At 34.4% G+C, this 21,260-nt stretch carries 19 protein-coding genes and 3 tRNA genes; 9 read left to right on the top strand and 13 right to left on the bottom strand.

What is annotated here, in order from left to right; genetic code table 11:
* Positions 1-9 precede the first annotated feature (9 nt).
* Together BW926_RS10670 and BW926_RS10665 are read right to left on the bottom strand one after the other, a co-directional pair.
* Positions 10-1,596 carry a DUF4270 family protein gene (locus tag BW926_RS10670; protein ID WP_076446969.1) on the bottom strand — a complete coding sequence of 529 codons (1,587 nt, stop codon included), beginning with the start codon at positions 1,594-1,596 and terminating at the stop codon, positions 10-12.
* A 13-nt stretch (positions 1,597-1,609) separates the two neighbouring features.
* Complete coding sequence (locus tag BW926_RS10665) at positions 1,610-2,380, bottom strand: glycogen/starch synthase (RefSeq protein WP_076446968.1); 771 nt, start codon at positions 2,378-2,380, stop codon at positions 1,610-1,612.
* Positions 2,381-2,560: 180 nt separating this feature from the next.
* On the opposite strand from BW926_RS10665, the gene panC reads away from it, so the two are divergent.
* Positions 2,561-3,409, top strand: a complete 849-nt coding sequence (gene panC / locus BW926_RS10660; RefSeq protein ID WP_076446966.1) for a pantoate--beta-alanine ligase — start codon at positions 2,561-2,563, stop codon at positions 3,407-3,409.
* 405 nt (positions 3,410-3,814) lie between these two features.
* On the opposite strand, the gene BW926_RS10655 is transcribed toward panC, so the two are convergent.
* From BW926_RS10655 to BW926_RS10645, 3 genes are all read right to left on the bottom strand, one after another.
* Positions 3,815-3,887, bottom strand: a tRNA-Lys gene (locus BW926_RS10655).
* Between the two features lie 73 nt (positions 3,888-3,960).
* Positions 3,961-4,043 (bottom strand) — tRNA-Leu (locus tag BW926_RS10650).
* Between the two features lie 35 nt (positions 4,044-4,078).
* Positions 4,079-4,151 (bottom strand) — tRNA-Lys (locus BW926_RS10645).
* Positions 4,152-4,265: 114 nt separating this feature from the next.
* Here BW926_RS10645 and BW926_RS10640 point away from each other — a divergent pair.
* Entirely contained in the window at positions 4,266-4,781 is a 516-nt protein-coding gene (locus BW926_RS10640; RefSeq protein ID WP_076446964.1) for a shikimate kinase, read from the top strand.
* A gap of 76 nt (positions 4,782-4,857) precedes the next feature.
* On the opposite strand, the gene BW926_RS10635 is transcribed toward BW926_RS10640, so the two are convergent.
* A complete protein-coding gene (locus tag BW926_RS10635) occupies positions 4,858-5,298 on the bottom strand; it encodes an RNA-binding S4 domain-containing protein (protein ID WP_076446962.1) in 441 nt (146 codons plus the stop codon).
* 58 nt (positions 5,299-5,356) lie between these two features.
* Between BW926_RS10635 and BW926_RS10630 the strand changes: the two genes are divergently transcribed.
* A complete protein-coding gene (locus tag BW926_RS10630; protein WP_076446960.1) occupies positions 5,357-6,121 on the top strand; it encodes a hypothetical protein in 765 nt (254 codons plus the stop codon).
* A gap of 42 nt (positions 6,122-6,163) precedes the next feature.
* On the opposite strand, the gene BW926_RS10625 is transcribed toward BW926_RS10630, so the two are convergent.
* Together BW926_RS10625 and BW926_RS10620 are read right to left on the bottom strand one after the other, a co-directional pair.
* Positions 6,164-6,358, bottom strand: coding sequence for a DUF6496 domain-containing protein (locus tag BW926_RS10625; RefSeq protein ID WP_228403437.1), 195 nt, complete (start codon positions 6,356-6,358; stop codon positions 6,164-6,166).
* 8 nt (positions 6,359-6,366) lie between these two features.
* Positions 6,367-6,840: a hypothetical protein gene (locus tag BW926_RS10620; protein ID WP_076446956.1), complete on the bottom strand. Its 474-nt coding sequence runs from the start codon at positions 6,838-6,840 to the stop codon at positions 6,367-6,369.
* A 117-nt stretch (positions 6,841-6,957) separates the two neighbouring features.
* Here BW926_RS10620 and BW926_RS10615 point away from each other — a divergent pair, with 117 nt between their 5' ends.
* Positions 6,958-9,087 (top strand): S9 family peptidase, encoded by a 2,130-nt coding sequence (locus tag BW926_RS10615; protein WP_076446954.1) that lies wholly within the window; start codon positions 6,958-6,960, stop codon positions 9,085-9,087.
* A gap of 102 nt (positions 9,088-9,189) precedes the next feature.
* Here BW926_RS10615 and BW926_RS10610 read toward each other — a convergent pair whose 3' ends face one another.
* Complete coding sequence (locus tag BW926_RS10610; RefSeq protein ID WP_179078008.1) at positions 9,190-9,420, bottom strand: DUF2281 domain-containing protein; 231 nt, start codon at positions 9,418-9,420, stop codon at positions 9,190-9,192.
* Positions 9,421-9,507: 87 nt separating this feature from the next.
* On the opposite strand from BW926_RS10610, the gene BW926_RS10605 reads away from it, so the two are divergent.
* From BW926_RS10605 to recG, 5 genes are all read left to right on the top strand, one after another.
* A complete protein-coding gene (locus BW926_RS10605; protein ID WP_076446950.1) occupies positions 9,508-11,163 on the top strand; it encodes a peptide MFS transporter in 1,656 nt (551 codons plus the stop codon).
* 133 nt (positions 11,164-11,296) lie between these two features.
* Positions 11,297-13,009, top strand: a complete 1,713-nt coding sequence (locus BW926_RS10600) for a peptide MFS transporter (protein ID WP_076446948.1) — start codon at positions 11,297-11,299, stop codon at positions 13,007-13,009.
* A gap of 145 nt (positions 13,010-13,154) precedes the next feature.
* A complete protein-coding gene (locus BW926_RS10595; protein WP_076446946.1) occupies positions 13,155-14,666 on the top strand; it encodes a peptide MFS transporter in 1,512 nt (503 codons plus the stop codon).
* A 42-nt stretch (positions 14,667-14,708) separates the two neighbouring features.
* Positions 14,709-15,242, top strand: a complete 534-nt coding sequence (locus BW926_RS10590) for a thioredoxin family protein (protein ID WP_076446944.1) — start codon at positions 14,709-14,711, stop codon at positions 15,240-15,242.
* A gap of 158 nt (positions 15,243-15,400) precedes the next feature.
* Positions 15,401-17,485 (top strand): ATP-dependent DNA helicase RecG, encoded by a 2,085-nt coding sequence (gene recG, locus BW926_RS10585; protein WP_076446942.1) that lies wholly within the window; start codon positions 15,401-15,403, stop codon positions 17,483-17,485.
* Positions 17,486-18,066: 581 nt separating this feature from the next.
* On the opposite strand, the gene BW926_RS10580 is transcribed toward recG, so the two are convergent.
* The 4 genes from BW926_RS10580 to dapA form a co-directional block, all read right to left on the bottom strand.
* The gene (locus BW926_RS10580; RefSeq protein ID WP_076446940.1) at positions 18,067-18,513 is read right to left on the bottom strand and encodes a response regulator; all 447 of its coding nucleotides are present in this window, start codon (positions 18,511-18,513) and stop codon (positions 18,067-18,069) included.
* Positions 18,506-19,087 carry a helix-turn-helix domain-containing protein gene (locus BW926_RS10575; protein WP_076446939.1) on the bottom strand — a complete coding sequence of 194 codons (582 nt, stop codon included), beginning with the start codon at positions 19,085-19,087 and terminating at the stop codon, positions 18,506-18,508. The genes BW926_RS10580 and BW926_RS10575 overlap by 8 nt, the downstream gene beginning before the upstream one ends.
* 288 nt (positions 19,088-19,375) lie before the next feature.
* A complete protein-coding gene (locus BW926_RS10570) occupies positions 19,376-19,879 on the bottom strand; it encodes a GNAT family N-acetyltransferase (protein WP_076446937.1) in 504 nt (167 codons plus the stop codon).
* 140 nt (positions 19,880-20,019) lie between these two features.
* Positions 20,020-20,892, bottom strand: a complete 873-nt coding sequence (gene dapA, locus BW926_RS10565; RefSeq protein ID WP_076446936.1) for a 4-hydroxy-tetrahydrodipicolinate synthase — start codon at positions 20,890-20,892, stop codon at positions 20,020-20,022.
* Positions 20,893-21,260: the final 368 nt, after the last annotated feature.

Below are 21,260 nucleotides of genomic sequence, written 5' to 3'. Positions count from 1 at the left end.
GTGTTTTATTTATTTTGTACCATAAATTATTTTCAGCTGTACCCTGTTTGCATTAGCTAGGTCTGATCCTACAAATACTGCTCTGTTTGTATTATAAGCTCTGGAAGTGAATTTATATCCCGCCAGCGTACCATCAGTATTGCTTAGGAATGTTCCCATGTCAATTCTAAAATATCTGGTTTTATTATATTCAATTGTATCAGCATCCGTAGATTCTATAAAGTCTTTTATTGATTTTGTAACTACAAATTCATAGTATGAAGGGTTTTTGTCTAAATCGTATGCTTTGTAGAATGTAAATCCTGGAAGTGAGGATAAATTTAACCAATCTGCAGTAAAGTTTGTAACTGTTGAAGGTTGACCTGTAAGACTATTAGGTTTTTTAGGGTCTTTATACTTTTGAAAGAAAGTAAATGCCGTAGGTTTTGAATAGGTATTATCCCAAGAATCCTTATCTGTGTAAATTCTGATTTTTGCACTGATAATTGCAGCTTTTTTATTATTATATTCCTGCTTAAGCTGATCTATTGTAGATTGAGGAATTTTTACCCCAATGGAAGGCCCCCCCATACCCTGCAAATATAATTTTGGATCCCCGGCAACATCATTTCCAATCGAAGTGCTTCCTAATGCAGATCCCATTCTGTTGTACTCATATTGCCCAATATGCGTATTGGTAGAACCTAAAGCAAATGAATATGTCGTTTGCGGCCTTGTTGTAGTACTTCCATCAACTTTATCATATTTATAGTACATGATCAGCTCCATATCGTTTGGAGAAAACTGGAATAAATACCCGTCATTTTCATCCACAGAAATTCTAAGTCCTTTAAAGTATCTAATAAAGTTTGAGGCATCCTGAAGCTCGGGCTGATCTTTTTTAGCTATAATTTTATTCTGGAAGAATGTTTTATCCAGCTGAATTCTAATACCCGGAGTTGTTGTTGTAAACAAAGCACTTCCGTCAGAATCTTTTGTAATAGCTACAGTGCTGATTTTTCCTTTAAATTCTTTCGAACCTAAATCAGTACCATAAGCAAACACCTGGTTAGACTTCACACTGTCTGAAGATCCTTTTAAGAAATCATTTACCTCATGAACTCTGATATTGAATGTTCTTTTCGCTTTTCCATATTTTAAAACAGGATATGTATTGACTACTTTTTTTGCATCCACATTTCCGTCTACTCCTGCATAAACAAAATTTTCGTCTGTTGTAGTTGTAATAGAATCGCTCGCATAAGTAGGTTTCATTACCAAAACCACAGAGTCTACCACGGCATTTGTCCCAAAATCAGGATCATAGGTAGATAATCTCAGCTGCGTAAGATAAGAAGCTTTCTGTCTCCCAAACTGAGACTCATCAAAAGCTCCAAGCACTGCGGATCCAAGCTTGGAAGCATCGCTTCTGATACTGTCGTTATTATTAATATTAAAGGCAACTACTTCAAAAGATTTTTCATTACCCTGTGCAGCTCCGTCTAAGAACAATTGCTCTCCCAAAGAATCTACATCCGGTTCGCAATTATAAAGCAATACACTTCCAAAAACCACCAGAGACATAACGGTGATCGCTTTTTTAATAGTATAGATCATTAAAATGTGTTTTTTAATAAAGTTGATTTATAGAATCTACATCAAGATATTCTGATTTCGGAGTTGTTGTTTCATTGAAGGCTTTATCTAAGTCTTCATCAAGAAATTCATCACCCTTTACCACCATATCTACGTAGTTCATGCTTTCGATTACAAAAGTTTTAACACTTGGATTATCTAACGCTTTTAACCCTGAAATATTATCAAATTTAAGTTTTTCATCAATATTCTGAGCAAGCAGCGCATCCTTTTCATTGTATAAAGAAAGGACAATTTTAGCGTCTTTAAAATATGTATCAGATTCGTAATACGTTTTCAAATAAATAGGAACGAAGGAAGACATCCATCCATTCAGATGAATTACATCCGGAACCCAATTGAGTTTTTTGATAGTTTCAATTACACCTCTTGCGAAGAAGATCGCTCTTTCATCATTATCATCGAAAGGATTTCCTTCATCATCGAAATAATATTGTTTTCTTTTGAAATATTCTTCATTATCAATAAAGTAGACCTGAAGCCTTTCCCCCGGAAGAGACGCTACTTTAATAATTAGAGGCTGATCCAGATCATTAATAATAATATTCATCCCGGAAAGGCGAATCACCTCATGAAGCTGGAACTTCCTTTCACTTATTTGTCCAAATCTTGGCATAAAAACTCTTACATCATTGCCTTCATTGTGCATTTTAAGCGCCATTTTATTTACCACTGTAGCCATATTTGTGTCTTCCTGATATGGATACATTTCCGTAGTAATGTACAGTATTTTTTGATTCGGCATAAACTTCTATCTAATTTTTATAAAAATGCTTTGATGCGCAAAATTACAAAAAAACATCCAACATTATTTTAATTAACATTTTTTTACGATAATTCCCTTTCTAAATTATTAAAAGTAGTCCTTATTCTATAATAATTATATGATATTTTTAGTATTTTTGAAATACTATTAAAATAAACTATGGAAGTTTTAAAAAGTAAAAAAGTTCTTCAGGATTTCATTGAAAGACAGAAGGAAATAGGCAAAAAAATCGGTTTTGCTCCTACAATGGGAGCCCTTCATAAAGGACATTTATCATTGTACGAAAAGGCAAGAGAAGAAAATGATCTGGTTGTATCATCAATTTTTGTTAATCCTACTCAATTTAACAATCCTGAGGACCTTGAAAAATACCCGAGAGACATTAACCGAGATATTCTGATCCTTGAAAATTCTGGTTTAGTGGATGCCGTCTACATCCCTAAGATAACCGATATTTATCCTGAAAAAACTGAAAGCCGGCATTATGATTTTGATGGGCTGGAAGATGAAATGGAAGGCAAATCACGCCCGGGACATTTTGACGGTGTAGGAACGGTGGTGGAGGAGCTTTTTAATCAGGTAAAGCCGGATAATGCTTATTTTGGAGAAAAAGACTTTCAGCAACTAGCCATCATCAAAAAAATGGTTGAAAAGAAAAAACTTCCGGTAAAAATAAAGGGAGTTCCTATTTTCAGGGCAGAAAACGGGTTAGCTTTAAGCTCAAGAAATCAAAGGCTTCATGAAGATCGTAGAGAAGCATCCAAAGTTATTTATGAAACTTTAAAAAAGGTCAATGACTGGTTTCGCATTATTACAATTCCTGAAATCAAAAAAAGGGTTAATGATATTTTTGACAATCAAAAAGGCATGCAGTTGGAGTATTTTTTAATTGCGGATGAAGATACTTTAAAAGAAACGGATTTTTTCTATAAAGACAGAAATTTCAGAGCCTTTATCGTAGTAGTAGTGGATGGAGTGAGATTGATTGATAATATGCATTTGGACTAAGGTTAAGATAGGGTGAAACTGAGGCTTATCTTTGAAAATATTCTATCTACAGTTAATATAATATATGGCGTTGCTTTTGAGTAGCGCTTTTTGTTTTTTAATTTAAAGTATTTATTTAATGCAGAGATCTGAGATCCTTCGACTGCTTCGCGCTCGGGATGATACCGCTAATACTATATTTTATTACTACACATATCTCAAAAGGTATATTTTCTGCAGTATCATCCCGAGCGCGAAGCAGTCGAAGGATCTATAGTTGTATTTATAAAAAGCCAAAATTGATTTAAGAAACAAGAATATGAAATGAATATGAATATATATAAAATCAAAGGCTTCTTACGAAGCCTTTGAAACACCAAATCACAAAATATTAATATGAAAAAAATTTACTTTTCAGTAAACTTGTGACCTGGCTGGGATTCGAACCCAGGACCCATACATTAAAAGTGTATTGCTCTACCAGCTGAGCTACCAGGTCGGCTACAATTAATAACGATAAATATAAAATTAAATTTTATCTGTCGTATTAATTATTTCAATTTTCTGCAGTGTGCCTGCGACTGGACTCGAACCAGCACATCCTTAGGAAACCACCCCCTCAAGATGGCGTGTCTACCAATTTCACCACGCAGGCAATTAAATTACAAAAATCTAGTAATTTATTGCTCGTGACTCGGCTGGGATTCGAACCCAGGACCCATACATTAAAAGTGTATTGCTCTACCAGCTGAGCTACCGAGTCGGCTACTTTATTACCAAGTTTTCATTTAAGTAATGTCCCTCGTTTTAAGTGGTGCAAAGATAGGACTTTTTTCATTATCTCAAAACTTTTTTGCAAATTTGTTTAAAAAAAATCATGATAATTTCACTGGTCGGATACATGGGAAGCGGCAAATCTCACATTTCCAAAATATTAAGCGAAAAACTCAATTTTAAACTAGTTGACCTCGATAAAGAGATTTCCCGAAGAAATAAATTAACTATTCCCGAAATCTTCGAGAAAAAGGGCGAAATCTACTTTAGAAAGCAGGAAAGAGAGACATTGGAAGAAATCCTGGCCACAGAAGAAAACCTAGTCCTCAGCCTGGGCGGAGGAACTCCCGTTTACTATAATAATATGGAAATTATCAACCATAATTCAAAGAGTGTTCTCCTGCGGGCTTCTGTGGGAACTTTATCGGAAAGACTTTCAAAACAAAAGGAAAAAAGACCTTTAATAGCAAATATTTCCGAAGAAAACCTCCCGGAATTCATTGCTAAACATCTTTTTGAGAGAAATCAGTTTTATAATAAAGCTCAGTTCAGTGTAAATACTGACAACCGCGAGCCAGAAGAAATTGTAAATGAGATCATAGAGAGATTGTACATGTAATGAATAATGCCCCATAGGTTTCATGGATTAAGCAAACATCTATATAATCTGAACTCTGCGGGAATCTTTAAAATAACTAATCCTTGTTTTCTTCAGAATCATCACCGGTTTCTCCAAAAAAGTCATCCCAGTTTGTAAAATCTGATGTAATATCATTTTCTACATATTCATCCATATCACGTCGATCTTTTTTGGTTGGCCTTCCTTCTCCTTTGATCCTGTAATAATCCTGGGACATTTTGCGCATTTTCAATAATTCATATTGTTCTTTGTCGGTAACATCTTTGATGTGAAGCGGCACCAGCTTTGCACCGATCCTGCTTTTAGGAATCTGGATAACCTTAATTTTATAGTCGATCTGATTTTTTCTGATTTTAATAACATCCCCCTCCTTTACCTCTTTTGATGATTTTACGGTAGACTCTCCTATGAACACTCTGTTTTTCTTAATCTCCTCAGCAGCAACGCTTCTGGTCTTGTAAAAACGAATACTCCATAAAAATTTATCTATTCTCATAATTTTTTATACTTTTGTCGTTATATTATTTGTAAAGTAATTAAACTTTTTTGAAAAAATGAAAAAAATATTTTTATATATCCTTGCTGGATCTCTTTGTTTCACGGCATGTAAAAAGGATGGTGATGATGTGGCTGCGTTTACAGAGCCTGAAGATATTGCAACAAGGAATTCTTATGATGAGCAGGCAATTCAGAAATTTATGGATGAAAACTACCTAGACACACAAGGAAATATAAAAGCATTTAGCACTACAGATACAGCTGATGACAATTATAAGAAGTTATCCCAGCTTAATCCGGTAAAGCTTCCATCTGGAGTGATCTATATTAAAAGAGACGGAGCGCAACCAAATCCCGGAAAGCCCATTACCGATGATGGAAAAACGCAGATCAGAACCATGATAAGGGCCAATTATTATCTTGCTACTGATACTGACGGAAACGTTGCTTTCGGTTCTGCATACACAGGATCTCTTTTGAATACGATTGACGGATTAGGATCTCCTCTTACAGACCCAATGTTCTATTATGTTAGAAATTCTGTGCTTAATAACCCCAATAATTCGGACGTCGCAAAAAAGAGAAGCTATTATGAGATAGAAGGTCTTCAGGAAGGATTGAAATATTTCACTGGCTATGATAATAAACCAGACGGTGATCCTTACAACTTACAGGGGGTGATTATTGTACCTTCGAAAGTGGCATTTGCAAGAGACCCTCATTATAACTATAATGGATATTCTCTTCAGAACAGATGTTTTGTATTCAACTTCGAAATTTACAACGCACAGACAAGACCTGTTGAACAGGAAAAAAAATAAGATAAAAGCGCCTCAACTGAAGCGCTTTTTATTTTCCAAAAATTAATCTTTTTTCTTTTTTTGTTTAGGTACTTTCAAACCTTTCTCTCTTGCTTCAGAAATACCGATGGCTACGGCCTGTTTTCTGCTTGTCACTTTCTCCCCGGAGGAAGATTTCAACTTCCCTTCTTTGAATTCGTGCATTACTTTTCCTACTTTGTCTTGCGCTTTTTCTGAATATTTTGTCTTAGTCATCATAAAAATTTTTAAGATTTTGGTAAGGATACTCCTATTTCATAAACTTTAGCATGCTTCAAATATTTTGAACGTTCTCTTGAAGTTACCGATTCAAAATGATCATTTTTAATTACCACAATTGGGTCCTCCGCATTTTCTATTTCAAAATTGGCCAGATATCTTTCATCAAGTTGTGATTGCTGCAGCTTTGCTTTAATTTTTTGCAATTCATCAGCATATTTTCTGAAACCCGGGTCTGATGAATGGATAAATTTATATTCATCACCTGCGTCTACATAAAAATGCAGTTTTTTTTCTAGCAAACCAGCTTCATTAGTAATATCGGGATTGTCATTTCCATCTTTGAAAGCTACTTCCACAAGTTCACCTCCTTTTTTAGAGGCGCATTCTTCAGCATCTTTAAAGCTGGAAAAACCTGTATAAATAATCTGATTATCTAGAATGTAGCGGTTTAGTTTCTGGTTAAAGGCATTCGTTTCCATAATTATTATTTGATTTGATTATTTATATAAACATTCAATTTTTTTGCCAAATGCTTCGTTTCAAAAAGCTTTTTTATGCATTAATAAATTATTATATTTGAAATTTTAAAATTAGCAATGAAAAAATTCTTACTAGCGCTTACAATTGCTACAACATATCAAAGTTTAGCTGCACAGGAGATCACTTTAGATAAAATATATTCAGGATATTACCGTGGAAAGGGCATTGCCGGAATTACTTCCATGAAAAACGGTGAAAATTATTTAGTTATAGAACAGGGCGGAATTTCCAAATACTCTTACAAAACTTCTCAAAAAGAAGGAAATCTTGTGGACGGACAATTCGAAAGCTATGAGTTTTCTGATGATGAATCGAAAATCCTTTTGCAAAAGCAAAGTCAGCCAATTTACAGACATTCTTTTTTAGGAGTTTTTGATGTAAAAGATCTGAAATCCGGAAAAACAGTAAGTTTAAATGAAGGAAAACCTGTTCAGGAGCCAAGATTTTCTCCCGATGCAACAAAAGTAGCTTTCATTGTTGATAATAATATTTTTTATCAGGATTTAAATTCAGGAAAAATTACGCAGGTTACGGAACATGGTGTAAAAAATAAAATCTTGAATGGTCTTGCAGACTGGGTTTACGAAGAAGAATTCGGACACGCAAGATTGTACGAATGGACGAAAAATTCCGATGCAATTCTTTTTGTAAAACTGGACGAAACGGAAGTTCCGGAAATTTATATTCCGATCTACGGAAAAACGCTTTATCCAAGTGAGATGCGTTACAAATATCCGAAAGCGGGAGAAAAAAACTCTGTGGCTTCGGCTCATATTTATCAGTTGAGCGATGGCAAAAAAACGAAAGTGAATTTAGATGGTTTTAAACATTATTATATTCCAAACGTTATTCAGACGGCAAAAGCAGACGAAATTGTTTTGATTACTTCAGACCGAATTCAAAATGCTTCTGATGTTCTAAAAGTAAATACAAAAACGGGAGCTGTTCAGAAATTATTCACCGAAACAGACGATAAATGGATCGATACAGACAGTCCGACTTTGGAGTTTTTAGAGGATAATTCTTTCCTTTGGAGTTCTGAAAGAGATGGAAACCGTCATTTATACTGGTATGACAAAGACGGAAAACTGAAAAAACAGGTTACCAAAGGAAACTGGGAAGTAACTGATTATTATGGATTTAATCCAAAATCAAAAGAAATTTACGTTCAGACTACTGAAAAAGGAAGCATTAATAAAGTGGTTTCTAAAGTAAATATTGAAAACGGAAAATCTCAGTTGATATCAAACTCGGAAGGAAATAATTCTGCAAATTTCAGCAAAAACTATAATTATTTCATTGAAACATCTTCTACAGCTACAAAACCTTACACTTATGTTTTAAAAGACGGAAACGGTAAAGTGGTAAAAGAACTTCAAAATAATGATGCTCAGCTTCAAAAATTAAAAGCTGATAATTTCACCGAAAAAGAATTCATCACGATTCCAAACGAAGCAGGAGATCAGATGAATGCCTGGATTATCAAGCCTAAAAACTTTGATAAAAACAAAAAATATCCACTGTTCATGTTCCAATATTCCGGTCCTGGTTCTCAGCAAGTTGCCAACTCCTGGGATAACGGAAACGGAATCTGGTTTGAAATGCTGGCTCAAAAAGGATACATTGTAGCTTGTGTTGACGGACGTGGAACGGGTTACAAAGGTGCTAAATTCAAGAAAGTTACGTACATGAATTTAGGAAAATATGAAATTGAAGATCAGATTGCAGCTGCAAAATGGTTTGGAAATCAATCATATATTGATAAATCAAGAATCGGAATGTTCGGATGGAGTTTCGGAGGATATATGACGAGTCTGGCAATGACAAAAGGCGCTGATGTTTTCAAAATGGGAATCGCTGTTGCACCGGTTACAAACTGGAGATATTATGACTCAGTTTATACAGAAAGATTTATGAGAACACCGCAGGAGAATCCTGATGGATACGATAAAAACTCTCCTACTGAATATGCGAATTTATTGAAAGGGAAATTCCTTTTAATTCATGGAACGGCCGATGATAACGTACATTTCCAAAATTCCATGGAATTCTCGGAAGCTTTGATTCAAAACAAAAAACAGTTTGATTTCATGGCTTATCCTGATAAAAACCACGGAATTTACGGCGGACAGACAAGACCGCAGCTGTATCAGAAAATGACTGATTTTATTTTGGAGAATTTGTAATTTCAAGAAAAATTTAAACATAAAAAAATCCGGATCTGTTTTAGGTTCGGATTTTTTATTTTCTATTATTCTGAATTTTAAAAAGCGAAAAAATGGATATATTTAATCTCCAACTTCTAAATCATCATCAATATTAAATTCGGAAAGACTTTGAGAATAATCTTTTGCATACTTCATCCTTCTTGTATCTTCATCTTCCCATTCAGAAACTTTATATTGTTTTTCTTTAAAATGTTTATGCTTTAAAAAATCAATAAAATCGTTCACTTGTCCATAAAAATTTTCCGGAAGTGTTTTTATATTTTGTTCTAAATCTTGCAATGTAATTTTCATGTTTTTCATCTTTGTTTAAGTCAAAGTTAATAAAATTCGATTATTATTTTTAAAATTCTATATTTGTGAAATTTGAAATTTGAAACTATGAAGACTAAACATCCTAAGGGATTGCCTTTCCTCTTCTTTACGGAAATGTGGGAACGTTTCGGGTATTATCTGATTCTCGGAATTTTTGTTTTGTATGTCATTGAACCAACAGGTTTAAAAGGTGGTCTTGGGCTTCCTGACAAAACTGCAGACGACATTTTCGGAACTTATATCGCCCTTACTTATTTAACACCTTTTATCGGTGGATTTTTGGCGGACAGGGTTTTAGGTTATATTAAATCCATTTATTTGGGCGGAGTTTTGATGGCAGCCGGATATATTGGAATGGGGGTTTTCAAAGATCTTACATTATTTTACTGTTCATTAGCATTAATTATCATCGGAAACGGTTTCTTTAAACCAACAATTTCTACATTGCTGGGTAATTTGTATTCTGAAGAACCTTATAAAGCGAACAAAGATTCCGGGTACAATATTTTTTACATGGGAATTAATATTGGAGCGTTTATTTGTAACATTATCGCAGCGTTTATGCGAAATAAATTCGGTTGGGGCGAAGCGTTCATTACTGCCGGAGTCGGAATGTTGATTGGTATGGTGATTTTTACAATCGGTAGAAAACATTATATCCACGCAGCGCAGATGAAACCAAAACAGGAAGGAGATACAAAGCTTTCTGAAATTATGCTTAAAGTTTTCTTACCTGCAATTATCGCTGGAGCAATCGGATGGATCATTCCCGGAAATATTTTTGGAAGTGACAATACGGATGCTTTTATTTTTGCCTGCGTTCCTGTTATTTACTTCTATGCTTCACTTTATTTTAAAGCAAAACCTGAAGAAAAATCATCTATTGGTGCCTTATTATCAGTTTTTATGATCAGTATGTTTTTTTGGGCGGTCTTTAAACAAAATGGAACAGCTTTGACAAGATGGGCAAATTATTACACGGACAGAAGTGTTCCTGCATCCATGGAAAAACCATTAGAAAGTATCTACATGGTTGACGGAAAAAGCTATGAAAATAAAGAAGTTCCAGTATACGACGATCAGTTCCAGTCTCAAAAAGATAAAGACGGAAATACCATAAAAGTTCAGGGAAAAGATGTTTATTTTAAAAATATTTCTCCTGAACAACGCGCAGTATTAGAAAAAAATCCAAAAGCTAAAACTTATTTATACAATACCGAATTATTCCAATCCATCAATCCGTTTTGGGTAATTGCTTTAACACCTATTGTCGTAGGATTTTGGGCATTATTAAGACGAAAAGGAAAAGAGCCTTTAACACCAACGAAAATCGTTTTGGGACTTTTCATTTCAGGATTATCGTGTTTAGTAATGGTTTTAGCAGTTTGGGCCGGAGATAATGGTGCTGTAAAAGTTTCACCATGGTGGTTGGTTGCAAGTTATGGAGTAATTACAGTTGGAGAACTTTGTTTATCACCGATGGGATTATCATTCGTTTCAAAACTTTCTCCTGCGAGAATTACAGCTTTAATGATGGGAGGTTTCTTCCTTGCAAACTCCGTTGGAAACAAGCTTTCGGGAATTTTAGCAAGTACTTGGTATAGCTACGACAACAAGATGAATTATTTCCTCGTGAATTTCGCTTTGTTGATATTTGCCACACTTTTAGGACTTTCCATGTTGAAAAGATTAAACAAAATCATGAAAGAAAAAGGACATTGATCCTCATTTATTATAAAGAAAATCAAGCTGTAGAATCTTTCTACGGCTTTTTTATTTAATTATAAAATTAAAACCTTGCCGAAAACACAAAAAAAACTATATTTGTCAGTCTTAACAAAAATTAACAATAAAAATGGATAATACTGAAGCATTAAGTCCGAAACCGGATGAATTTGTAGAGAAGAGCAATTCCAGGCATCCGAAAGGATTATGGGTTCTTTTCGGAACAGAAATGTGGGAGCGTTTCAACTTTTATGGGATGAGAGCATTGCTTACCTTATTTATGGTAAACTCGCTTTTGATGAAGGAGGCTGATGCTTCAATTGTATATGGAGGTTTCCTTGCTCTTTGTTATCTTACTCCGATGTTGGGAGGTTTTATCGCCGACAGATTCTTAGGAAACAGATATTGTATTCTTCTTGGAGGTACTTTAATGGCGATTGGACAGTTTTTACTGTTCATTAGTGCTAGTACATTCGGATCTAGTATAGGAACGGCTACAACGATTATGTGGACTGCTCTGGGTGTAATTATTTTCGGTAACGGATTTTTCAAGCCAAACATCTCTTCAATGGTTGGAAGCCTTTATCCAAAACAGGAAAAATCAAAACTAGACTCTGCGTTCACGATTTTCTACATGGGGATCAACTTAGGAGCTTTCCTTGGTCAGTTGATTTGTCCATTGATCGGAGACGTAAAATCCGCGGACGGTATCAGAGATATCCACGCTTTCAAGTGGGGATTTTTAGCGGCTTCTATTGCAATGATGGTAGGAACAATTACATTCTTAATTCTTAAAAACAAATATGTTGTAACACCGACCGGAAGACCAATCGGAGGCTTACCAAAGCACAATACTTCAGAAGATTTTGAAGAAGGAGAAGCACAAACTGCAAAGTTCTCTGGTGCATCTGTCGGAATTGCGGCTGTTTTATTTGTAATTCTTGGATCTTTATTTCACTTTGCGTTAGGTCAAAACGTAATTTACTCATTGGTTTACGCAAGTGGTATTTCATTGGCCTATTTAATTATGTCCGATTCTTCTTTAACTAAAATTGAAAGAGACAGAATCTGGGTAATCTACATCGTTTCATTTTTCGTAATCTTCTTCTGGGCTGCATTTGAACAGGCTGGTTCATCTTTAACATTCATCGCAGATAACCAGACAGACAGACATTTCTTCGGATGGAACATGCCACCTTCAATGGTACAAATCTTCAACGGAATTTTCGTTGTTGCTTTAGCAGTACCGTTCAGTATTCTTTGGGATAAATTGAGAGCAAAAAGCAAAGAACCTGTATCTCCATTCAAACAGGCAATGGGATTGGCTTTGATCGCAGTTTCTTATTTCATTATTGCACACAACGTAAAAGATCTTGGAAATAATGGACTTTTAGCTGTAAAATGGTTGATCTTACTATATTTCATCCAAACTTGCGGTGAACTTTGCTTATCTCCAATCGGATTATCATTGGTTGGAAAATTAGCTCCAAAAAGATTTGCTTCATTATTATATGGAGTATTCTTCATCGCGAACGCGGCTGGATATGCACTTGCCGGAACATTAGGTTCTATCTTACCTGCAACAGGTGATAAATTCGAGGCTGCTCAGAAAATAGGAGTAAATCTTCAGGATGTTTTAGATAAAAAAGTGACTTTAAATGCTGATCAGGCTGCTGCTTTCGAAAAAGCTCAGTTGCCTTTAGCAAACCCAACTTTTGCAGGATTTGAAATCCACAACCTATTCGAATTCTTCATGGTATTTGTAGTTCTTTGTGGTATTGCTGCTGTGATTTTAGCATTAATTTCACCAATCTTAAAGAAAATGATGCACGGTGTAAATTAATCCGCATCAAATAAAATACAACGAAAACCTCTGCTAAGTCGGAGGTTTTTTTTATTTTCGTGTGTTCTTTATTAAATTTTCAATTCTTGAGACCATGTGCCAACAATTGAAAGAAACCTTAATTAAAACTTAATCATACACAATTATGAGTAAAACTCTAGAAGAAATACAAAATTTCGAAGGAAAATACCCAAGGCAAATCTGGAGCCTTTTCTTCTCTGAAATGTGGGAACGCTTCTGTTTCTACGGAATGCGTGGAATGTTGGTATTCTTTATGATTTCCCAACTTAATTTCCATGAAAAAGAAGCCAATCTTCAGTACGGAGCAACACAGGCATTCGTTTATGCTTTTACCTTTGTTGGCGGCCTTTTTGCTGATAAAATCTTAGGATTCCGAAAGTCTCTTTTTTGGGGTGGACTTTTAATGATTGTTGGGAGTATCATTCTTGCCACAGATCCTCACAAATTTTTCTTCTTAGGAATCGCATTTACCGTTGTAGGAACAGGTTTCTTTAAACCCAATATTTCTTCAATGGTTGGGCAACTTTATAAACCGAACGATTCCAGAGCGGATGCCGGTTTTTCGCTTTTCTACGCGGGAATCAACCTTGGTGCTTTACTTGGAGGATATTTTTGTATTGCAATCGGAAAGGGTGAAATTTTAGCCAATACAATTTCAGAAGGATTAAGATGGAATGTCGCTTTCGGCTTGGCTGCGATTGTAATGGTTATCAGTTTAATTAATTTTGTATTTACACAAAGAAGATTAGGAACAATCGGTCTTCAGCCGGGACATCCTGATAATGAGGTAAAATCGGCACCAATTCCAAAATGGAAGGAATATGGAGTATATGTTTTATCATTAATTTTCGTCCCAATCATTATGATAATGGTTGCAAAAACCGAATATACTGATTATTTCATGTGGACAATCGGACCATTGACGCTGGTCTATCTTTTCTACGAAATGACAAAAGTAACCCTTTCCGAACGCAAGAAACTTTGGGCAGCTCTGGTGTTTATTTTGTTTTCAATCTTATTTTGGGGAATTTACGAGCAAAGTGGAGGCTCTTTAAGTATTTTTGCTGCTAAAAATTTAAATAAAGATCTTTTGGGACTTGACCCTAATGGGGTGAATAATTCCGGAGGAGCATTCTTCATTATCTTCCTTGCCCCATTGATCGGGCTGCTTTGGATTTGGTTGAATAAAAGGAAAATTGAGCCTAATACCATTATCAAATTCGGTTTAGGATTTATCTTCCTTGGGCTGGGATATTATGCATTGTTTGCAACAAAGCTTTTTGCAAACGCAGCAGGAGTTACTTCCTTGAATTTCTTTACGATTGCTTTATTAATCATTACTTTGGGTGAGCTTTGCCTCTCCCCAATCGGATTATCCATTATGACCAAACTTTCTACCAAAAATCTCCAAGGGATGATGATGGGTATGTGGTTCTTGGCCTCCGCTTACGGGCAGTATGTAGCCGGAATAATCGGTGCCGGGCTTGCAACAGCCAAAGAAGGTTCTTCAAACTATGAAGCCTTTATCACTTATACCAATGGATATAAACAATTGGGATTATACGCTGTAATTGCCGGTGTGGTATTAATTTTGATATCACCGTACGTGAAAAAATTAATGCAGGAAGTAAAATAGAAGTAAGCGAAATTATGCTTATTTTTACTTAATTATTAAATTATGAAGAAATTTATAAGCATAATATGTCTATTTTGGATTACATTCAACTTTACTCAGGTAAAATGGATGACCATTGATGAAGCACTGAAAGCTCAGAAAGAAAATCCAAAAAAAATATTGATTGATTTCTATGCAGACTGGTGCGGGCCCTGCAAGATCATGGATAAAAAAACCTATGGGCATCAGGTAATTGCCGATATTTTGAATCAAAACTATTACCCTGTAAAATTCGATGCCGAGGAAAAAAATGCTGTTGAAATTTACGGCAGAACATTTACAAACTCTAATACAGAACAGAAAAAAGGAAGAAATTCGCTACACGAATTTACACAATATATGAACGTAGCGGCGGTTCCGAGCACTGTATTTCTTGACGAAAAAGGTGGGCCGATCACCATTCTACAAGGTGAATTATCTGCCAAAGAACTGGAACCTTATCTGGATTTCATTTCTAAAGATATGTTCAAAAGAATTCGTTCAAGAGAGCAATGGGAAGATTATCAGAAAAAATTTAAATCTAAAATAAAAGATTGATTTGAGATTTCGAGATGTGCGGTTCGGGTTTAGTCTTAAAAATATATGAGAGACTTTCAATTTGTTTGGAAGTCTTTTTTATTTTACCGAAATTCGGGCTTTTAATTTTCATTAAAAATCCGGATAAAAACTCAAGACTTGTATCTTGAAATCCAAAAATGAATCTTGAAACTTCCATAGAATATGTAAAAGGAATCGGTCCGGAAAAAGCCAGGCTCATCAGGAATGTGCTGGGCATTTCTACTGTGGAGGATCTTCTGAACTTCTTCCCCATCCGTTATCTGGATAAAAGTAAAGTTCATAAAATAGTCCAGCTGCAGAATATCTCAACTGATGTTCAGCTAAAGGGAAAAATTATCAGCGTTCAGGAAATCCAGACAGGAAAAACAAAACGGCTTTCAGCTAAATTCAATGATGATACGGGAACGATGGATCTTGTTTGGTTTCAGTATTCAAAATGGCTGAAAGAGCAGCTGCCAATCAATAAAGAAATCTATATTTTCGGAAAGATAAATGTTTTTAACAATCAGTTTTCCATGCCTCACCCGGAAATAGAAGTTGAAGAAAAAAAGGATAAGGAAAACCGGCTAAGACCCATTTATCCAAGTTCTGAAAAATTAACGAAAAGAGGATTAAATCAGAAATTTTTTCAAACGATTCTAAGAAATATCTGCAAGGAAATTCCCAATTTAATACAGGAAAACTTTCCGGATTACCTGATGAAGCCTTTTAAATTTTTATCGAGACAACATACTTATCTTAACATCCATTTCCCAAAAGATATGGAGCATTTCGAAAGGGCAGATTACCGGTTAAAATTTGAAGAATCATTCTTTTTCCAGCTTGGTTTTTGTTTAAAAAAAATTCATCATAAAAGCCATACCATAGGAAATCCCTTCCCGATTGTTGGTGATTATTTTAATGATTTTTATGAAAATCATCTTCCGTTTGATTTAACAGGGGCACAGAAAAGAGTTTTAAAGGAAATTCGTCAGGATATGAAAAAACCAATCCAGATGAACAGGCTTTTGCAGGGTGATGTAGGTTCAGGAAAAACAATGGTTGCTTTGCTTACAATGCTCATTACCTTAGACAATAGCTTTCAAAGCTGCATGATGGCACCCACTGAAATACTTGCTCAGCAGCATTACAACGGCATTAAAGATCTTTTAAAAGAAACCCCGGTCAATGTACGCCTCCTGACCGGCTCTACCAAAGCGTCCGAACGGAAAATTATTCATCAGGAATTGGAAAATGGCGAACTTTCTATCCTGGTAGGAACACATGCCGTTTTGGAAGATAAAGTAAAATTTAAAAATCTGGGATTAGCCATAATTGATGAGCAGCATAGGTTTGGGGTGGCACAGAGAGCCAAACTTTGGGCAAAAAATAAAATCCCGCCGCATATTCTTGTTATGACCGCCACTCCCATCCCAAGGACGCTGGCCATGAGCTTTTATTCTGATCTTGATGTTTCTGTAATTGATGAAATGCCAGTTGGAAGAAAGCCCATCATTACAGCTCACAGACGGGAAAAAGACAAGGCTTATGTCTACAACTTCTGTCGTGAAGAAATCCAGAAAGGAAGACAGATATATTTTGTATATCCTTTAATTGAAGAGTCTGAAACATTGGATTATAAAAATCTAATGGAGGGTTTGAAAAATGTAATGGATAATTTTTCAAAATACAATGTAACCATGCTTCACGGGAAAATGAAGCCTGATGAAAAAGATGCAGCCATGAATTATTTTGCCTCTGGAAAAGCTGAAATTATGGTGGCAACCACGGTGATTGAAGTAGGCGTTAATGTACCTAATGCTTCTGTAATGGTGATTGAAAGCGCAGAAAGATTTGGATTATCACAGCTCCACCAACTTCGTGGACGTGTCGGCCGAGGTGCAGAACAGAGCTATTGTATCCTAATGACTTCAGACAAGCTATCCCGTGAAAGCAGAACCCGCATCAAGACAATGACTGAAACGAACGATGGCTTTAAAATTTCTGAAGTGGATATGCAGCTTCGCGGGCCGGGAGATATTCTAGGCACCCAGCAGAGCGGAGTTGTTGATTTCAAAAAGCTTGATCTTGTAAATGATTCAACAATTATTAAAATAACAAAAAATACGGTCGAAAAAATACTACAAGCCGACCCTCTTCTTTTAAGACCTGATAATCAAATTATTAAAAATTATTATCTGAGAAATTATAAAGGAAAAAATAAGTGGAGTAAGATATCATAAAAAAACCGCGGAAAGAAAAAAATCTCTACGCGGCCTCTTATAAAACTGTTATTTTTTGAAGAAATTACTTTACTTCAATAATAAATACTTTCATTTTTGATAATTAATATTTTGTGATTTGGTATTTGGTATGAAAGATATTTATAATCCAGTTCATTGAATAAAAAAAACAAAATGAATTATGTTTCCAACTTGTTTATTATAAAAACTAACTGTTGTTTTCGTTAAAGGATTTAAAATGAAACGAATAAGAATTCCTTTAACTACTTCCTTGAGTTTTCATGATTGTACCGTTTTGTTTAAAGATCTTCTGTGCTTTATAATTGGAAATGATATAATTCATTTTGTTAAATAACATTGTGATTTATATAATTTAGTTTTTATTATGAAACAATTATTTTCATGATCATTGACGCTTTCCATATAATAATTTGTGTTTCAATTTTTTAATATAAATTTTCTATACTTTAAGCTTTTATTTATTTTATTCTTGAATAATCAATTATCACTATTATGTGAATATTGCCCGACAAAGATAAAAATTAAATTTTAATATAAAAACAATTAATTACATTTTTTTTTCACACTTTCATGATAAAATTATTTTTGTTTAAACCTGAGGTATGATACTGCCAATTGATAGTAATAATTTCTGAAAGCACTTTTTTCAGATCTACATAATTATCTGGTTTTTCCATAATAATATTAGCACCTTTTACAAAAATATTTTCTTCCTCATCAGCAGATAAATATTTGGAATAAATAGTAATTACCATTTGATCAAACCTAATGACGCTTTTGATTTCTTCAAGACAATCGAGACTACTCTTCTTCGGAATATCTTTTTCCATGAATAGAATTTCTGGAATCAAAACCTGTTGACAATTCAGATAATTCATCAGTTCTTCCCCATTTTCAAAGGTCAGGATTTTTATCCCAATCTTTAGATCTTTAAATATTTTCTTAAAAAAAAACCTGTTTCCTTCGTTGCTATCAACCAGAATAACATTAAGATATTCTTTATTCATATTGCATTATGGCTCTATTAATTACACTTTGATACGTTCTTCTCCTGTCTACGATTTTCTGAAATTGTGATGGGGTAATGCCGGTAGTCTTTTTAAACTGAGTACTCAGATGTGCCACACTGGAATAATTAAGCATTTGGGCAATATCCGTAAGGCTTTGATTTTTACTTATTATCAGTTCTTTTGCATACTCAATTTTCTGAAGAATAATGAAATTTTCAATTGAGCAGCAAGTAGCTTCCGAAAACAGATTCGAAAGATAGCCATAGCTATGGTCCAACTTTTCTGCAATATAAATAGAGGCTTTAACAGGAATATTTTCATCAGTAAATACCATCTCTATAATTGTATCCTTAATTTTCTGTACTAATGTTGTTTTCTGGCTTTCGATGATTTCTATTCCGTAATCTTCCAAATGTTTTTTAAAATTTTTATGTTGTTCCCGGGTAAAATTTTCATAAAATTCTACTTCACCGAAATTCAGCAGTCGGTATTTCAGACCTTGTTCTTTAAGTTTTTCGTCCAAAACCTTTTTGCAAAGAGCATTGAAATCAAATTTTACGTATATTCTCATCCTTGTAGTGTGTCAAATTGGATGTAAATATAATAATTTATTTCAATACAAAGTGAAATAGGTGCATTTATTTCAAATTTAGAAAACAAAAAATCCTGCATTATGAAATACAGGAATTAAACACTAAGGATGAAAAAAAATATCCTGATAAAAAGCAAAACAAGCTTAACATCAAGCATATAAATGTATTGTTATTATTTAATAGCGATTTGACTGGTACAAAGATGAGCAAAAATAAATATCACTTGTTATAGAATTACAAGAAAATATTATACAATTTTAAGTCAATCACAAGTGAATTATATACTCCATTTGGTAATCATCCATGACGAAACCATTTCCAATATCCAAAACCAATTCATTATATACTTTAAAACCTTGAGATTCGTAGAATTTTTTTGCTTTGTTTTCTTTATTTACATTCAAGATAATCCTTCTGTCATTGCTTTCAGAAAGCTTTTTCTTCAAGAAATCTAGCGCTCCTTTTCCGAAGCCCTTTCCTTTACTTTTCGGAACAAGATAAATCCTGTGTAGCTTTGTCGTACCCTTTTCATATCCATGCTCGTACCCTATAAAACCCTCAAAAGAATCATTGTATTCATCAAAAATCAGATAATAATGATAATTCGGATTTTGAAGATGGGTGGAAATTTCTTTAGTAGAATACATTTCGCCCAGCATATATTCAATTTGCTCATTTGAAATTATCCCTAGATATGCACTTTCCCAAGATCTTCTTGCCAAATCCTGGATCAATGGGATTTCCTTTTCTGTTGCTTTTATTAATTCCATTCTTTAAAATTATGATAAAAAAAGTGAAAAGCAGAAAGCCTTTCACCCTTGTATTTTGTAGATGGCCAATTTTGTTTCATATCTGAAGTGCTCATTTTACCTCTAATAGCAAAATTTACAACTGACTATTGCCATTTCATTTAAATATTCGCCATTTCAGCTTTAATTTTAGCATGAAGCCCTTCTGAAGCCGGAACTAAAGGAAGTCTTAAATAATTTTTAATAATTCCCATCTCTGCAAGGATTACTTTAATTCCGCAAGGATTACCTTCTGTAAAGATCAATCTTGTGATTTCAACTAACTTATTGTGAATTTCGTATGCTTCATCCACTTTTCTGTCGAAAGCCAACTGCACCATCGTTGAAAACTGTTTCGGATAAGCCTGTGCAATTACAGAAATCACTCCGTTTCCGCCGGCTAGCGTTACCGGAAGTGTATATTCATCATCACCGGAAACCAAATTGAAACCGCCCGGTTTTTTCCTTAAAATATCGAAATACTGTAAAATATTTGGTGCAGCTTCTTTAATTAAGAATAAATTTGGAAATTCTTTTGCTAAGCGTAAAGTGGTTTCCGCTTCAATATTCTGTCCTGTTCTAGACGGAACATTATAAATAATAATATTTTTCCCCGTGGAAGCCAACACTTTATAATGCTGGTAAAGCCCCTCCTGGTTCGGTTTATTATAATATGGAGAAACAGAAAGTACCGCTTCAAACTCAGAAAGATCCGCTTCTTCAATCTGTTTCTTTACTTCAAGAGTATTATTTCCGCCAATTCCCAATACCAAAGGAACGCGTTTATTGTTAACCTTAATGATATGCTCAATTACCTGTTTCTTCTCTTCGGCAGAAAGAGTTGCAGCTTCCGCTGTAGTTCCCAAAACAACTAAATAATTGGTTCCGTTTTCGATGTTGTAATTAACTAATTTTGTTAAACTGTCGAAATCTACGGATAAATCTTCATTAAAGGGTGTCACCAATGCAACACCTACTCCTTTTAAAATGCTCATCTGTTAGAATTATTTTTGCCAAATTTAATAATTTACGATGAGAATTAGTAATTTATTAAATTATATGTTTTTCTCTTTAAAAAAAGTGATTTGCTCTTTCAGCATTGCAATTTGTTCGTCTTTAGATTGGATAAGCTTGTCGTAAGTTTCCTTAATATCTTTGATTAAATCTCTATAATCATTATTTATAGTTTCTACATAGCCATTGCCTTCGTTGGATTGATTATTAAATACATTTTTTGTATCTATGTCTAAAAGATTAGATAAATCTTCTGGATATACTAATTTAGCTTCCAGTTAGAGTTAAGCATAAAACCTTAATTTTAACGTATGAAACAAGGGCGAAAAATCTATGATCCAGCTTTTAA

The sequence above is a fragment of the Chryseobacterium sp. RU37D genome, assembly GCF_900156075.1.
Classification (GTDB): domain Bacteria; phylum Bacteroidota; class Bacteroidia; order Flavobacteriales; family Weeksellaceae; genus Chryseobacterium.
The sequence above is the reverse complement of the archived record's forward strand: the minus strand, read 5'-3'. Positions and strand labels throughout refer to the sequence as shown.

What these genes read in the sequence shown, in the direction of transcription:
- BW926_RS10670 (WP_076446969.1), bottom strand. Translation starts at nt 1,596, where the DNA reads ATGATCTATACTATTAAAAAAGCGATCACCGTTATGTCTCTGGTGGTT.
- BW926_RS10665 (WP_076446968.1), bottom strand. Translation starts at nt 2,380, where the DNA reads ATGCCGAATCAAAAAATACTGTACATTACTACGGAAATGTATCCATAT.
- panC (WP_076446966.1), top strand. Translation starts at nt 2,561, where the DNA reads ATGGAAGTTTTAAAAAGTAAAAAAGTTCTTCAGGATTTCATTGAAAGA.
- BW926_RS10640 (WP_076446964.1), top strand. Translation starts at nt 4,266, where the DNA reads ATGATAATTTCACTGGTCGGATACATGGGAAGCGGCAAATCTCACATT.
- BW926_RS10635 (WP_076446962.1), bottom strand. Translation starts at nt 5,298, where the DNA reads ATGAGAATAGATAAATTTTTATGGAGTATTCGTTTTTACAAGACCAGA.
- BW926_RS10630 (WP_076446960.1), top strand. Translation starts at nt 5,357, where the DNA reads ATGAAAAAAATATTTTTATATATCCTTGCTGGATCTCTTTGTTTCACG.
- BW926_RS10625 (WP_228403437.1), bottom strand. Translation starts at nt 6,358, where the DNA reads ATGATGACTAAGACAAAATATTCAGAAAAAGCGCAAGACAAAGTAGGA.
- BW926_RS10620 (WP_076446956.1), bottom strand. Translation starts at nt 6,840, where the DNA reads ATGGAAACGAATGCCTTTAACCAGAAACTAAACCGCTACATTCTAGAT.
- BW926_RS10615 (WP_076446954.1), top strand. Translation starts at nt 6,958, where the DNA reads ATGAAAAAATTCTTACTAGCGCTTACAATTGCTACAACATATCAAAGT.
- BW926_RS10610 (WP_179078008.1), bottom strand. Translation starts at nt 9,420, where the DNA reads ATGAAAATTACATTGCAAGATTTAGAACAAAATATAAAAACACTTCCG.
- BW926_RS10605 (WP_076446950.1), top strand. Translation starts at nt 9,508, where the DNA reads ATGAAGACTAAACATCCTAAGGGATTGCCTTTCCTCTTCTTTACGGAA.
- BW926_RS10600 (WP_076446948.1), top strand. Translation starts at nt 11,297, where the DNA reads ATGGATAATACTGAAGCATTAAGTCCGAAACCGGATGAATTTGTAGAG.
- BW926_RS10595 (WP_076446946.1), top strand. Translation starts at nt 13,155, where the DNA reads ATGAGTAAAACTCTAGAAGAAATACAAAATTTCGAAGGAAAATACCCA.
- BW926_RS10590 (WP_076446944.1), top strand. Translation starts at nt 14,709, where the DNA reads ATGAAGAAATTTATAAGCATAATATGTCTATTTTGGATTACATTCAAC.
- recG (WP_076446942.1), top strand. Translation starts at nt 15,401, where the DNA reads ATGAATCTTGAAACTTCCATAGAATATGTAAAAGGAATCGGTCCGGAA.
- BW926_RS10580 (WP_076446940.1), bottom strand. Translation starts at nt 18,513, where the DNA reads ATGAATAAAGAATATCTTAATGTTATTCTGGTTGATAGCAACGAAGGA.
- BW926_RS10575 (WP_076446939.1), bottom strand. Translation starts at nt 19,087, where the DNA reads ATGAGAATATACGTAAAATTTGATTTCAATGCTCTTTGCAAAAAGGTT.
- BW926_RS10570 (WP_076446937.1), bottom strand. Translation starts at nt 19,879, where the DNA reads ATGGAATTAATAAAAGCAACAGAAAAGGAAATCCCATTGATCCAGGAT.
- dapA (WP_076446936.1), bottom strand. Translation starts at nt 20,892, where the DNA reads ATGAGCATTTTAAAAGGAGTAGGTGTTGCATTGGTGACACCCTTTAAT.